This is a genomic window from Streptomyces sp. HUAS ZL42, from assembly GCF_040782645.1.
GTDB lineage: Bacteria > Actinomycetota > Actinomycetes > Streptomycetales > Streptomycetaceae > Streptomyces.
Genome location: NZ_CP160403.1, coordinates 9,077,448 through 9,091,695 on the forward strand (window position 1 = coordinate 9,077,448; position 14,248 = coordinate 9,091,695).

General features: G+C 72.5%; 10 protein-coding genes and 1 pseudogene. 6 read left to right on the forward strand and 5 right to left on the reverse strand.

The window, feature by feature from the left end:
• Positions 1 to 64: 64 nt before the first annotated feature.
• The 4 genes from ABZO29_RS41505 (at position 65) to ABZO29_RS41520 (ending at position 5,081) form a co-directional block, all read left to right on the forward strand.
• Entirely contained in the window at positions 65 to 307 is a 243-nt protein-coding gene (locus ABZO29_RS41505) for a DUF397 domain-containing protein (RefSeq protein WP_367325369.1), read from the forward strand.
• Between the two features lie 134 nt (positions 308 to 441).
• Positions 442 to 1,344 carry a universal stress protein gene (locus ABZO29_RS41510; RefSeq protein WP_367325370.1) on the forward strand — a complete coding sequence of 301 codons (903 nt, stop codon included), beginning with the start codon at positions 442 to 444 and terminating at the stop codon, positions 1,342 to 1,344.
• Between the two features lie 196 nt (positions 1,345 to 1,540).
• Positions 1,541 to 4,423: an AAA family ATPase gene (locus tag ABZO29_RS41515; protein ID WP_367325371.1), complete on the forward strand. Its 2,883-nt coding sequence runs from the start codon at positions 1,541 to 1,543 to the stop codon at positions 4,421 to 4,423.
• Positions 4,424 to 4,583: 160 nt separating this feature from the next.
• The gene (locus ABZO29_RS41520) at positions 4,584 to 5,081 is read left to right on the forward strand and encodes a hypothetical protein (RefSeq protein WP_367325372.1); all 498 of its coding nucleotides are present in this window, start codon (positions 4,584 to 4,586) and stop codon (positions 5,079 to 5,081) included.
• Positions 5,082 to 5,089: 8 nt separating this feature from the next.
• Here ABZO29_RS41520 and ABZO29_RS41525 read toward each other — a convergent pair.
• Positions 5,090 to 7,053, reverse strand: a pseudogene (locus ABZO29_RS41525) (N-acetylmuramoyl-L-alanine amidase).
• Between the two features lie 287 nt (positions 7,054 to 7,340).
• A complete protein-coding gene (locus tag ABZO29_RS41530; protein WP_367325373.1) occupies positions 7,341 to 8,483 on the reverse strand; it encodes an aminoglycoside phosphotransferase family protein in 1,143 nt (380 codons plus the stop codon).
• A gap of 245 nt (positions 8,484 to 8,728) precedes the next feature.
• Between ABZO29_RS41530 and ABZO29_RS41535 the strand changes: the two genes are divergently transcribed.
• Positions 8,729 to 10,225 (forward strand): hypothetical protein, encoded by a 1,497-nt coding sequence (locus tag ABZO29_RS41535; RefSeq protein WP_367325374.1) that lies wholly within the window; start codon positions 8,729 to 8,731, stop codon positions 10,223 to 10,225.
• A 45-nt stretch (positions 10,226 to 10,270) separates the two neighbouring features.
• On the opposite strand, the gene ABZO29_RS41540 is transcribed toward ABZO29_RS41535, so the two are convergent.
• A complete protein-coding gene (locus ABZO29_RS41540) occupies positions 10,271 to 11,701 on the reverse strand; it encodes a PP2C family protein-serine/threonine phosphatase (RefSeq protein WP_367325375.1) in 1,431 nt (476 codons plus the stop codon).
• A 408-nt stretch (positions 11,702 to 12,109) separates the two neighbouring features.
• Here ABZO29_RS41540 and ABZO29_RS41545 point away from each other — a divergent pair, with 408 nt between their 5' ends.
• Positions 12,110 to 12,523, forward strand: coding sequence for an SsgA family sporulation/cell division regulator (locus ABZO29_RS41545; RefSeq protein ID WP_367325376.1), 414 nt, complete (start codon positions 12,110 to 12,112; stop codon positions 12,521 to 12,523).
• Positions 12,524 to 12,531: 8 nt separating this feature from the next.
• On the opposite strand, the gene ABZO29_RS41550 is transcribed toward ABZO29_RS41545, so the two are convergent.
• Positions 12,532 to 13,023: a hypothetical protein gene (locus tag ABZO29_RS41550; RefSeq protein WP_367325377.1), complete on the reverse strand. Its 492-nt coding sequence runs from the start codon at positions 13,021 to 13,023 to the stop codon at positions 12,532 to 12,534.
• Positions 13,024 to 13,071: 48 nt separating this feature from the next.
• Positions 13,072 to 14,166, reverse strand: coding sequence for a chemotaxis protein (locus tag ABZO29_RS41555; protein ID WP_367325378.1), 1,095 nt, complete (start codon positions 14,164 to 14,166; stop codon positions 13,072 to 13,074).
• Positions 14,167 to 14,248: the final 82 nt, after the last annotated feature.

Below are 14,248 nucleotides of genomic sequence, written 5' to 3' on the forward strand. Positions count from 1 at the left end.
CTGTTGGCGCCAGGAACCGATCGCTAGGCTGGCCCGCGGACGACGAATCGGGAGGAGCACGGACGTGGCCGAGAGCACCATCCAGCAGCAGCCGCTCGCGGGCTGGGACAAGCCGGAGCTGGATCTCAGCAACGCCGAGTGGCAGTCCAGCAGCCGAGGCAGGGGGGATGTCCAGATCGCTTTTGTCGAGGGATTCATCGCGATGCGCAACAGCGGCCGCCCCGAGAGCCCTACCCTGATCTTCACGCCCGCCGAATGGGGCGCGTTCGTGTCGGGGGCGCGGGAGGGGGAGTTCGACCTGACGTGAGCAGGCCGTCCCGGTGGTGAGCTGTCGCGCGTGAGCCGGCAGCTCGATCCGAGGTGCTCCCTCCGTTTTCCGCCTGTTTTTCCGGTAACGCGACTTTGTACGACCGCACGGTCGTGTTCCGGAGGTGAGGAACCATGAGCAGCCTGCCGGTCATCGCGGCGGTCGACGGTTCGCAGGACAGCCTGCGGGCACTGGAATGGGCCCTCGACGCCGCCCGCCGGCGCACGGCACCGCTGCGGGTGGCCCATGTGCGGCACTACACGGCCTGGACCCAGCCCGGCGCCCCGGTCGTCGCGCCGCCGCCTCCGGAGGACGACCCCGTCCTCGCCGACGTGCGCGCTCACCTGGAGGGGCGGGGAGACCTGCCCGACACCGAGTACGTCGGCCTGGACGGTGCCGTAGGTGTGCTCCTGCCCGAGCTGGGCGCCACCGCCCAGCTGCTGGTGCTCGGATCCCGGGGGCGCGGCGGCTTCGCCAGCCTGCTGCTCGGCTCCAACGGGCTGACTGCGGCGCGAGACGCCGAGTGCCCGGTCGTCGTCGTGCCCCGGCCCGGCCGTGAGGTCGAAGCGGCGCCGCCGACGCAGCCCGGTCCCCGCGTCGTCGTGGGCCTCAAGGTGGACGGCCCCGACGACGCCACGCTCGACTTCGCCTTCACCGAGGCCGGACTGCGCGACGCCCGCCTCCAGGTGGTCGCCGCCTACACCTGGCCCGTCCAGACCTGGGTGGCGCCCAGCGAAGTCGTGCCGCCGATGATCGACCAGGACGCCGTCGAGAACGAGACACGGACCCTCACGGAGGGCTTCCTCGCTCCGTACGTCGCCCGTCACCCGGACGTCCGGGTCGAGCCGTACCCGGCTCCCGGCGACGCGGCCGGCCATCTCGTCGCGGCGTCGAAGGATGCCGAGCTGGTCGTGGTGGGCCGCCACCGCCGGCGCCTGCTCGCACCCGCCCGCATGCTCGGCTCCGTCACCCACGCCGTCCTGCTGCACGCGGCGAGCCCGGTGGCGGTGGTGCCGCCCGCGGCCGGGGAGGAGTGAGCGCGTCGTGCCGGGCGCGCAGCCGCCGCCCACGAACGGCGCGAGAACGCGGCCCGGTTCGGCGTTGCGGATTGCCTCCGGCGGAAACGGTCAGGAGGGCACGCGCGCGCTCGTCACGGCGTACGCTGAGGTGCCACACGGTCACGGTGTGCGCCCGCTCCCCGCGCGGACGGACAGCCGTGACGGGGGGTGGGCCATGGGACAGCACATCGGACGCAGCAGAAGGACCCTCTTCGAACGCGAGAGTGAACTCTCCGCCGTGGAAGAGGCGTTGCGCGAGCTCACCGGCCTGCGCGCGGACGGCGCCGAACCCGCCGACCGCCCCCGCGGGGCCCTTCTCGCCTTCGCCGGAAGCGCGGGCATCGGCAAGACCACCCTCCTTGCCGAGGTCCGCCGCCGCGCCGCCGCCCGCGGCTGCACCGTCCTGTCCGCCCGTGGCGGCGACCAGGAGCAGCGCGTCGCCTTCCACGTCGCCCGCCAGCTCCTGCAGCCGCAGTTCGCCGCGGCCCAGGACACCGATCTGCGGGCGGCGCTGGGCAGTTGGTACGACATCGTCGGACCGGCGCTCGGGCTGTGCGCCCCGACCGAGGGCGCCCCGCCCGACCAGCAGGGGCTGCGCGACGGCCTGGACTGGGTGCTCACCCATCTCGCCGTGCGGCGCGCCCCGATGGTGCTCGTCCTCGACGACGCCCACTGGGCCGACCCGGAATCCCTGCGCTGGCTGGCCGCGTTCGCGCCCCGCGCCGAGGAGCTCCCGCTGCTGATCGTCGTCGCCTACCGGCCGGACGAACTCCCCGACCACGCCGAGTCGTTGCGCGGCCTGCCCGGACGGGCCGGCGGCCGCCCCATCGGTCTCGAACCGCTCAGCGCCGCCGCCGTCGCCCGCCTCGTGCGGGAGGCGGTCGGCACCCGCGCCGACGACGCCTTCTGCCGCGAGTGCTGGGCCGTCACCGCCGGCAACCCCTTCGAGGCCGTCGAGCTGGCGGCCAAGGTGCGCGACCGCGGCCTCACCCCCACCGAGGCCGGCGCCCACCTGCTGCGCGACCTCGCCGCCGCCGTCAAGGGCAGCGGTCTCGTGGCCCGCCTCGAACGCCTCGGCCCCTCCACCGTCCGCTTCGCCTGGGCCTGTGCCGTCCTCGGCACCGAGATCCCGCCCGCCCTCGCCGCCGCCGTAGCCGGACTCGGCCACGAGGAGGCCGCCGACGCCGCGGACGCCCTGCGCGGCGCCCGCATCCTCACCGGCGCCGAGACCCTGGAGTTCGTCCACCCGCTCATCGCGACCGCCGTCTACCGGGCCATCCCCTCCGGCTTCCGTGTCGCCCTGCACGGCCAGGCCGCCTGGTGCGTGGTCAACGCCGGGCTCGGCCCCGCGGCCGCCGCCCGCCACCTCCTCGAAACCCATCCCGACGGCGACGTCTGGGTCGTGCAGCAACTGCGCGCCGCAGCGGGCGAGACCCTCCGGGCCGGTGCCCCCGACGCCGCCCGCAGCCACCTCGCCCGCGCCCTGCGCGAACCCCCGCCCGTCGAGGACCGGGCCGCCATCCTGTACGAACTGGGCTGCGCGTCCCTGCTCACCGAACCGGCGACCACCGTCAACCACCTGCGCGCCGCCCTCGAGGAACCGATCGCCGACCCCGACCTGCGCCACCACATCGTCTACCGCCTCTCCCAGGTCCTCGCCCACAGCGACCGCCTCGCCGAGGCCTCCGACACCCTCGACCGCGAGATCCGCGTCACCGACGACGCCCGGGTGCGGCTGCGCATGGTCGCCGAACAGTTCATGTGGGACGCCTTCCGGGCCGACGAACCCGACCATCCCGCCCGCTCCCGCCGCCTGACCCGGCTCGCGGACCGGCTCACCGGACGCGACCTCACCGAGCGCTACGTCATCGGCCTGCGCACCTGGGACGCCGTGCTGCGCGGCGAGCCCGCCCACGTGGCCCTGCACCACGCCGAACGCGCCCTCGACGGCGGCCTCGGCTGGGCCGAGCCCGACCGCGGCTTCGAGGTGCCCGTCCTGGTCGCCCTCGCCTTCATGTACGCCGACCGGCCCGGCCGCACCGAAGAGCTGTTCGCCGCCGGAATCGCCGAGTTCGAGAAACAGGGCTGGCGCGGCGCCCACCTCTCCTTCGCCTACACGATCCTCGCCTACGTGCGCTACCGGCGCGGCCGGCTGGCCGAGGCCGAGGACTTCGTCCGCGCGGGGCTCCGCCTCGCCGAACGCGTCGGTCCCGGAACGCCCGCCCACTGGTACGCGGTCGGCACCCTCATCGAGGTCCTGCTGGCCCGCGGCCGAGTCGCCGAGGCCGCGCAGACCGCGGACGACTACTGCTTCGGAGCGCCCTTCCCGGCTGCCGTCTGCTTCCCCGACGCCCAGACCGTCCTCGGCGAACTCCTCCTCGCCCGCGGTCTCACCAAGGACGCGACCGCCGAGCTCGCGGCGGCCGGGCGGCGCCTCGACCCGCGCGGAATGCGCAACCCGGCCTGGTGCCCCTGGCAGCTCCACCTCGCCCGCGCCGAGAGCCACGACGACCCCGAGCGTGCCCTCGGCACGGCCCTCGAAGCGGTTGCCCGCGCCCGCCAGTTCGGCGCCCCCTCCGCGATCGGCCAGGCGCTGCGCGTCGCCGCCGAGGTCGCCTCCGGCTCGATGCGGGTCAAGTACCTGGAGGAGTCGGTCACGCACCTCGAGCGCTCCCCGGCCGCGTACGAACTCGCCTGCGCGCTGGTCGCCCTCGGCACCGAACTGCGCCGCACCGGCCGCCCCGGGGAAGCCGCCGAACACCTCTACCGCGGCCTCGACACGGCCGTCCAGTGCGGCGCCGACGGCCTCGCGGAAACGGCCCGCGACGAACTCGCCGCCGCCGGGCTGCGCCCCCGCCGCCTGCACAGCACCGAGACCGACACCCTCACCACCCGCGAACGCACGGCCGCGAACCTGGCCGCACACGGCCACACGGACGCCGAGATCGCCGCGGAACTCGCCACCGACGAGCCGTCCGTCGTACGTCTGCTCTCGGCCGTCTGCCGGAAGATCGGCACGGACCGCACGGGGCTGGCGGCGACGCTGGACCACACATAGGGCCCTTCTGACGGATCTCCGCGGCGTCGCGACGCCCTCCACGCCGCACGCCGAGCGCACGCACCAGACGCCGCTCCTTCTCCCACGGAGATCCATCAGAAGGGCCCTGGCCGACGAGCCCACACGCCACCCCGCGTCAGTGTCCACGTACCATGGCCGCATGTCGTTCCTCCGCCGCCGCAGTGCCACTCCCGCCGGGCCCGACTTCGACGTACTGGCCATGGACCCGGGCGACTGGCCCGGCAATCTGGGCGCAGGGCTGCTGCCGGCCCCCGACGGCACCTGCCAGGGGGTGTTCCTGCGCTACGACCTGTTCGGCGGCCGTGGCCCCGCGATGATCATCGGCAATCTGCCCGAGGGCTCCCCGGCCCGTGACGTCGCCGAGGGGGAGATCCCCTTCGAGGTGGCCCAGCTGCTGCTGGCGCTGGAGAACGACGAGGAGGTGACCGTCGTCGGCACGGAGGACATGCCGGTGATGCAGGGCGACAACCTCCTGATCGTGCGCCGTCTGAAGCTCTCCGAGAGCCGGATCTCCTGCGTGCAGTTCGACCGCAGCGACAACGTCCTGGTCACCATCGCCGCCTGGGACCGCCCCATCACCGACGACCTGTACGCCCTGCTGAAACCGCTCCCGGCGGAGCTGTTCCAGCAGGGCTGAGGCGGCGGCTACCCGGCCGGGAGCAGCCGTACGTCCGCCGCGCGCACGAACGCGACCCGGTGGCCGTACTGGATCTCGTAGTACAGGTCCCTGCCCACCACGACCCTGTGCGAGTCCGTGGTGAAGGTGACGGCGTAGTAGTACTCGCCCGGCACCCTGTCGCCGACCACGTACTTCTGGCCCTTCGGCAGGGTGTACGGCAGCGGGGAGACCGCCTGCGCGGGCACGCCCGTCGGGTAGGCCGAGGCCTCGGGGTAGGCGCGGCCGTACACCGGCACGCTGTCCAGGCCCGCCTTCGGCGTCACGACCAGCCCGCTCGCGCTCACCGCGGTCGGCTGCTTCTTCGGGTTCCTGAACCAGGCCTTCTGCCCCAGGTACCAGATGGCCGTCCAGTCGCCCCAGCGGTCCGCGACGGCGTACCGCTGGCGCCGGTGGAGACGCGTGAGGAGATGTCGTTCACGCCCGTCGTCGGGGTCGTGCCCAGGCCGATGTCCTTGATCAGGGCGGAGCGCTCGTCGTGGTCGGAGTACAGCCGCACCTCGCTCGAGCCGTGGACCTTGCACGGCTCGCCCTTGGTGACGCAGCCCGTGTACACCGGCCGGTTGGCCGCGTAGTCGGGCAGGATCGTCACCACGCCGGCGCCCTTGGCGGGCCCGAAGGGCCTGCCCAGCAGGTCGAAGTAGTGCCGCCAGTCCCAGTACGGGCCCGGGTCGGTGTGCATGCCGGGGACGGTCGCCGTGGTCGGGCCGGGCACGTTGTCGTGGCCCAGGATGTGCTGCCGGTCCAGCGGGATGCCGTACTTCGCGGCGAGGTACCTCACCAGGCGTGCCGAGGAGCGGTACATCGCCTCCGTGTACCAGGAGTCCGGGTGGGCGAGGAAGCCCTCGTGCTCCAGGCCGATCGACTTGGCGTTGACGTACCAGTTGCCCGCGTGCCAGGCCACGTCCTTCGCCTTCACGTGCTGGGCGATGTGGCCGTCGGTGGAGCGCAGCGAGTAGTTCCACGACACGTAGGTCGGGTCCTGAACCAGGTCGATGACGCCGTCCCAGGCGCCCTCGGTGTCGTGGATGACGATGTAGCGGATGCTCTGGGACGCCGGCCGGTTGCCGAGGTCGTGGTTGCCGTAGTCGCTGTCGCCGAACTCCTCGTACGGCGCCGGGATCCACTCGCAGGACACGGTCACAGGGCACTCGGTCCCGGCGGTGGAGGCCGTGCGCAGGCCGGTCCGCTTCAGCTGCGCGGTGTCGGGGGCCACGTCGGGCCGGGCGGCCAGGGCGACCAGCTCGCCGGCGTCCGTGATGCGCTCGGCGCCGGCGCGGATGACGTCGTACACGTCGTTCGCGTACGCCGCCGCCGTCGCGCTGTCGTCCGCGCCCGAGAAGCGGGCCACCGCCCCGTACCAGTCCGCCGGATCCGCGCTCAGCGGCTCGCCCAGGTCCTGCTGTGCGGCGGCCAGCAGGGCGGCGCCACCGGCCACGTTGGCGGCCTCGTCCGTGCGCAGCTCCTCGGCCGGCCGGCCGGTCAGCTCGGCGGCCTTCGTCAGCGTCTTGAGGCGGGCGGGGAGTTCGGTGTTCTCCGGCACCTCGGTGTCGCGGTGCAGCGGGGCGCGGGCGCTGTCGCCGCGGGCGTCCTCCGTGCCCTCGCTGTGGTGCGCGGCGGTGGCGAGCGCGGTGCGGGCGTCGGTGAGGTGCATCGGGCCGTAGCCGCCGGTCACGCTGGGCGCGCCGCCGTGCGCGTCCCAGCGGGACTGCAGGTAGGCGACGCCGAGGAGCACACTCTGCGGCACGTGGTACTCGGAGGCCGCGGCGGCGAACGCCCGCTGCAGGCTGCCGGCGGAGGACTCGGCCGCGCTCTCGGCCGGAGCCGCGCCGAGCAGCGGCAGCATCAGCGTCGCGGCGGCCACGGCCCCCGCGGCTTTGCGCACACGTCTGTGTCGTGCGGCATGGATGGGGTCGGTGACGGATCCTCGCAATGCTGCCTCCTGGGGCGGACGGGCTTGTCGGGGCGTGCGGGACCGAGCGTGGGCTCAGTGGTATCGGCTGGCCGACGATCCGTCAATCATGCCCAGAGGCAGCTGAATTCCCATGTCAACCGAGGCCCGGCGAGTTTCGTGGCGGGAGTGCGCGGGCCTGCGGGGCGTCAGTGGCGTAGACCGGTGACCGGGTATCGGAAAGTCCGTATCCCCGTATCAGGAGGCGTGGACACAGGAAGGTCCGCGGTGCGCCGTTGCCCCTGGCGCACCGCGGACCACCGTCCCCGTCAGCGAGTGCCGACCGCCGCGCGCACGGCCCGGCGGGCCAGTTGGCAGTCGTCGTGCAGCCGCCTCAGCAGCAGCCGCTGTTCCTCGCCGGACGGCGCGGCAGTCGGGTGGGCAGCTCCCGGTGCCGTCGGGGTCGTGTCGTGCATCGAACGCTGCACGGCCGTCTCGTACGTGCGGATCTCACGGGTCAGGACGAGCATCAGGTTCACGAGGAACGCGTCCCGCGAGGCCGGGCCCGCCGACTGGGCGAGCTGGCTGATCTGCCGCCGGGCCACGGGCGCGTCGCCGAGCACGGACCAGAGCGTCGCCAGGTCGTAGCCCGGCAGGTACCAGCCCGCGTGCTCCCAGTCCACCAGCACTGGACCGGCCGGCGACAGGAGGATGTTCGACAGCAGCGCGTCACCGTGGCAGAACTGGCCCATGCCCTGCCGGCCCGCCGTGGTCGCGATGCCGTGCAGCAGCTTCTGCAGGTCGCCCATGTCCCGGTCGGTGAGCAGCCCCAGCTCGTGGTAGCGGGAGATGCGGGCCGCGTAGTCGAGGGGTGCGTCGAAGGTGCCCGCCGGCGGCCGCCAGGCGTTCAGCCGGCAGATCGCGCCGAGTGCCGCCCTGATGTCCGCCCGCGGTGGGGCCTCGGCCGGATGCCGCTGCAGCGCCGCCACGCGGCCCGGCATCCGCTCGATCACCAGCGTGCAGTTGTCCGGGTCCGCCGCGATCAGCCTCGGCGCCCGCACCGGAGGGCGGTGCCGGACGAACGTGCGGTATGCCGCTATTTCGTGGCGGATCCGCTCGGACCACGCGGGGGAGTGGTCCAGTAAACACTTGGCGACGGCCGTGCTGCGTCCCGTCGTACCGACCAGGAGCACGGAGCGTCCGCTGCGGCGCAGCACCTGCACCGGCGCGAACTCCGGGCAGATCCGGTGCACCGACGCGATCGCCGCGCGCAGCTGGGTGCCCTGAGGGCCGGACAGGTCGAGTCTCCCGCTGAGCGGTTGGGAGCCGAGCCCCGTGGCGGGGCGGGTCCGGCCGGCACCGAGGACGGGGGCGGCCGCCGGACGCGCCGGGGCGAGGTAGGGGCCGCTGCCGCCCGGGCGGGGGTGCAGCGACCGGGGCGGTGCGGACACGGAGGACGATGCTGCGTACATGGGGGAGACAGATCCCTTCGTGTGCCTGCGACGTCAAAGCGCTGCCCCGCCCGGCCGCCCGGGTACACCCTGGGGAATGTGCCCGTCATATCCAAGTGGCGACCGGGTCGGGGTGGCGCGTTCCTACCTGACACCCGATGCCCAGTGGCACACCATCTGGCGCACCCTGGCGAACCCTGGCGAATAGTCGCCCGGCAACTCTCACGGGGCTACTGTCAACTCAGCCGAGAACCTGGGGGCTTGACGTGAGCGGACAACCCAACACCCGCCTTGCGGACCTGTTCGGCCTGGCCGGCTGGTCCAAGGGTGAACTCGCGAGGCTGGTCAACCGGCAGGCGGCGGCCATGGGCCACCCCCAGCTGGCGACGGACACCTCCCGGGTGCGGCGTTGGATCGACATGGGAGAAATCCCGCGCGATCCCGTGCCGCGGGTGCTGGCGGCCCTGTTCACCGAGCGTCTCGGCCGTGTCGTGACCATCGAGGACCTCGGTCTGGTCCGGCACGGGCGTACGGGGAAACGGCCGGACGGCGGGAGTGTGGACCATCCCGACGGTGTGCCGTGGGCGCCCGAGCGGACCGCCGCGGTCCTCACCGAATTCACGGGAATGGACCTTATGCTCAACCGACGCGGCTTGGTGGGCGCGGGTGCCGCGCTCGCCGCGGGATCCGCCCTCAGCAGCGCCATGCACGACTGGCTGCAAACCGATCCGACCCTCTCCGCCGACGCTCCCGTCATCGACCATCCGCTCCAAGCCGACCCCGTCGGGTTCGACCGCTACGAGGCCGCCCCCGTCGGGACGGAGGAGATCGAGGAATTGGAGCGCTCGGTGGAGGTGTTCCGAGCCTGGGACGCGGCCCGCGGCGGCGGGCTGCAGCGCAAGGCGGTGGTGGGGCAGCTCAACGAGGTGGGCGGCATGCTCGCCTACCACCACCCCACTCATCTCCAGCGGCGCCTGTGGGGCGTCGCTGCCAACCTCGCCGTCCTGGCCGGCTGGATGTCGCACGACGTCGGCCTGGAACCCACGGCCCAGAAGTACTTCGTCATCGCCGCCCACGCGGCGCGAGAGGGCGGTGACCGGCCCCGTGCCGGCGAGGCGCTCTCCCGGGCGGCCCGCCAGATGGTGCACCTAGGCCGGCCCGACGAGGCACTCGACCTCATGAAGCTCGCCCAGTCCGGCTCCGGTGACGACGTGCTGCCGCGCACCAGGGCCATGCTCTTCACCATCGAGGCCTGGGCACAGGCGTCGATGGGCAAGGGCCAGGCGATGCGCCGCACCCTCGGGCAGGCGGAGGACCTCTTCGTCTCGGACAAGGGTGACGTGCCGCCACCGAGCTGGATGCAGACCTTCAAGGAGGAGGACCTGTACGGCATGCAGGCCCTCGCCTACCGCACGCTGGCGGAGTTCGAACCGGGCGCGGCAGCGCACGCCCAGCACTACGCGGAGAAGGCCCTGGCCCTGCGGATCGACGGGCGGCAGCGGTCGAAGATCTTCGACTTCCTGTCGATGGCGTCGGCCTGCTTCATCGCCGACGACCCCGAACAGGCGGACCGCTACGCACGGCTGGCCCTGGTGTCGATGGGCTCGAACTCGTCCCACCGCACCTGGGACCGGCTGCGCCAGATGTACCGGCTCACCGCCGAGTACGCGAGCTATCCGAAGATCCACGAACTGCGGGAGGAGATCATGCTGGCGCTGCCGAAGGCGAAGGGCGGCAAGGGAGGGAGCAGCGCACAGGTATAGGGGTCTGTGCCGCTGATTCCTGTTCCGGAGACTTGTTGCCGTCTCCTATGAGGTCACCCTGGCGATGAGCACGCAGGCGTCGTCCGCACGCTCGGTCGCGCCGAACTCCTCCACGACCATCCGAATGCAGTCCGCTGCGGCGGGCGCCTCGTCGAAGTGCGGGGCAAGGTCCAGGAGTCCGTCCGCGGCCGCCGTTCTGTCGCTGTGCCCGGGCACCAGCCCGTCGGTGTGCAGCAGGAGCAGGTCGCCCACCTCGAGGGTCTCTTCGGCCTGCCCGTAGACGGCACCCGAGGTCGCGCCGAGCAGGACGCCGTCCGGTGCTGCCAGCCTGCGCCCCGTCCCGTTGCGGTACAGCAGCGGGGCGGGGTGTCCGGCCTGCGCCCACAGCAGTGTGCGGGTGCCGGGCCGGTAGCGGCAGCAGACGGCGCCGGCCAGGGCCGGCTGGACGGAGTTGTCGAGTAACTGGTTGAGCAGCGTCATCAACCGGCCGGGCCGGGTGCCCGCCATCGCCATGCCGCGCAGCGCGCCGAGCAGCATCGCCATGCCCGAGGCCACGGTGGGACCGTGTCCGGTCAGGTCGCCGACGCTGAGCAGTGTCTCGCCGTCGGACAGGGCCACCGCGTCGTACCAGTCGCCGCCGATCAGCGGGCTCGTCGAGGCGGGCAGATGATGTGCGGCCAGGTCCAGGGTCTCCCGGCCGTGGTGCGGGAGTCGCAGGGAGCCGCGCCACGGCGGCAGCACGGCCTCCTGCAACTCGACCGCCAGCCGGTGCTCGGTCTGCGCGCGCTGCTGGTGGCGGTGGAGCGAGTCACGGGTCTCGCGCACCGTCCGCTGGCTGCGGCGCAGTTCGCTGACGTCCCGCAGCACGGCCCACATCGAGGCGGTGCTGCCGTCGGCGTCGAGCACGGGCTCGCCCATCATGTGCACGGTGCGGACCTCTCCGTCCGGGTGCACGACGCGGAACTCCCCGTCGATCGGCTTGGCGTCGACCAGGCAGTCCGTGACCATCACGGTCAGCTTCGGACGGTCCTCGTCGAGCACGAGGGACGGCAGTTCGTCGAGGGTGAGCGCGGGAGTGGCGGGGTCGCGGCCGAGGATGGGGTAGAGCTCAGCGGACCAACTGGCCTCGTCCGTCAGCAGGTTCCACTCGGCACTGCCGACCCGGCTGAGCAGCGAGCCCCGCCCGGGTACGGCCGGCACGGCACGGCCGAGGGGGTCCGTCGCTGTCGCCGACGGCAGCGAGGGACCGTCCTTCAGCTGTGCCAAGTGCTCGTCGAGGTCGTTGAGTTGGTGCAGTGCGAGGTCGTACACCGCGCGCTGCCAGCGTCCCTGCGGATCCGTTTCGTCGTCCTCGGCGTCCCGTCGTACGGCGTCCACGTCGCCCTTGAGCCGTCGCGTCTGCGATATCAGCGCGTCGACCGAACCGCGTCCTGGCGGCTGGGCGGCTGGGTGGTCCGCGGAGAGGTGGGACGGCATGACGCACTCCGATGCGGGGACAGTACGGCCAAGGTTGTGGCGGAAGGACCGTTACGACTGTTGCACAGCCCGCGACGCCGTGTAAGGGATTTGGCAACACACGATACGGTGGTGCTTCTGGCATATGCCACAGTCTTCACGGAGTGGTTGCGGTGCGTAAGTGGTGTACGCCTGGGGGCAGGTCAAGTCGTAGGTGGCGTACGTGACTTGACGGATCGGTGCGGAGTTTGTCCCGGCGTTCATTCGGGTGTTCGACGGTCGCTTGTTCACATGGGCGGTGCGGGCATGATGAGTGATGCAGATCACAGCAAATTGTTGCGGTTTCGCGTAATGCAAACCGCCTCTGCGAGCTCGTAAAGGTACAGCGCCAAAACGGCCGACCTCTCGCCCGCAGTGGAGACCCATCGTATGGAGATCACGCTCGAACAGCAGGCCCGCGGATGCCTGATCACGGCGGAGGAGCAGGAGCTCCCCGCTCCCGCCACCTTCCGCTACTCGTCCGCCGATCCGCTGGCCGTGCACATCGACTTCCCGCCCGAGGTCTCCCTCGACGGCACCGGAGCCACCTGGACCTTCGCCCGCGCCCTGCTGGAGGAGGGGCTGGGCGGTCCGGCCGGGGGCGGGGACGTGCACATCTGGCCGTGCGGCCGCGCCCGTACGGTCCTGGAGTTCCACTCGCAGTTCGGGCTGGCCCTGCTCCAGTTCGACACGGCCGCCCTGCGCGGCTTCCTGCTGCGGACGTACGCGGTCGTCGCGGCCGGCCAGGAGGACGTCTCCGCAGCTGTCGACCGGGGGCTGAGCTCGCTGTTCGGGAGCGTCTGACCAGCGGCTCAGACGCGGTCCGTCGGCTCCTTGCCCAGGCCCACCCGGACCCCGGGCGGCGCCAGTTTGCGGAGGGTCTCCCGGACTTCGGCCATGTCGACGCCGTTCCCGAAGGGACACAGCAGTACGGCGCCCTCGCTGGTGCGGCGCCAGCGGGCGAGCCGTTTCACGCCGTCGACGGTGACTCCGCTCACCACCCACAGGCGCAGCCAGCCGGGAGGATGCTCGACGAAGGGGCGGCCGTATTCGATGCGGCCGACATCGAGGCGGCGGACGTACCGCCAGGGCAACTGGATCGGCGTCCGGCCGTCGCAGCGGGCGAACATGCCCGTCTCGTCGAACCCGACCACGTCCGGGCGTGCCCTGTCGTTGCCGAAGCGGCGCCTGCGGTTGCGCAGGAGCGGTGAGCCGCGGGGCGGGGCGGCCGTGCACACGAACACGGCGCCGGGGCCGAAACCCGCCGGCGGCTCGAAGGGCGGTGGCTGGGGCGTCTGCTCCACGACGACCAGGGTTTCACGGTCGTCAAGAGGCCCCGCGGGCCCGCCCGTTCAGTAGCGCAGCACCCCCGCGATCCCGTGCGCGTCGCCGAGTGTGCCGTCCGGTACGAAGCGCACGTCGGCGCCGGTCTCCAGGCACTGCTCGACGATCTCGTCCACGATGTCCTCGCGGGCGTCGAGGTCGCCGCTATCGGCCGGGACCAGGTGGTCGCCGTCGTCGCGCACCGTGACGCGATAGTTCTCCTCGACGGCGAGCAGCCGGATGCGTGCCTCGCGGGCGCTGCGCCAGACCTCGTCCACACCGGCCGCGAACTCCTTGCGTCCGAGGGCCGCTTCGAGCTCGCGGCCGACCGAGTCCACGTTCTTGCGGGCCTCCGCGGCGACGAGCGGCCGCACGGCCTGCCACACCGCCTCCGGAGTGGCGTGCGTCAGCCCGCCGTGCGCGATGTGCACCGCGTCCTTCGTGACAGTGCCCACCTCGTCCAGCGCCGACAGTGCCGCCTGCTCACCGGTGACGTACAGCGGCCGCGGATCCTGGCGGAGCAGACGGCCCAGGGTCGCGTCCGCCTCGCGCAGGAAGTGACGGATGCCCTCGTCGCGGAACGCGCTCGGCATGTCGCCGATCTGTTCCTGGCGCTCGGGGTCGAAGTTCTCCCGTCTCCTGGTCAGCGGGAAGCCGCCGGAGCGCTGCTCGGTGACGCGGTCGAGGCCCCCGTTCCAGAGCGTGACGCGGTCGGCGGAGACCGAGAACACCCAGAACGGCCGCTCGGCCGCCTGTGCGGAGACCAGATTGCGGGTGAGGAACGTGTCCGAGAGGACCACGCGCTCGGGCACGGGGCGGGCCAGCGACCACACCTGGTGCTCCCCCGGAGCGGCGAAGATCACCAGACCGTCCTCGGCGTGCGCGAGGTCGACCTCGGTGAGGGCACGGTCGAGCTGTGCGGCGACATCGGCGCGCCGCTCCCGGGTGACCGCGGGATCTGCCTCCAGCTGCCGCTTGGCCTCGGCCACCACATTGCGCAGCCGGACCGGATCCTGGGCGTTCTCGGGCTCCCTGCGGTGCGTCGGCGTCAGCACGGAGACCGCGGGATAGGGGCGCGGGCGGCGCAGCTCGATGAGGGTCGTGGGGCTGAGTGCGTGCTCCATAACAGAACGATAGGACCGATTCGCGGATCGGGCATTTGGTAAATTCAGTGGTTGGTGTCGCGTATGTGGCCACTGCCGACAA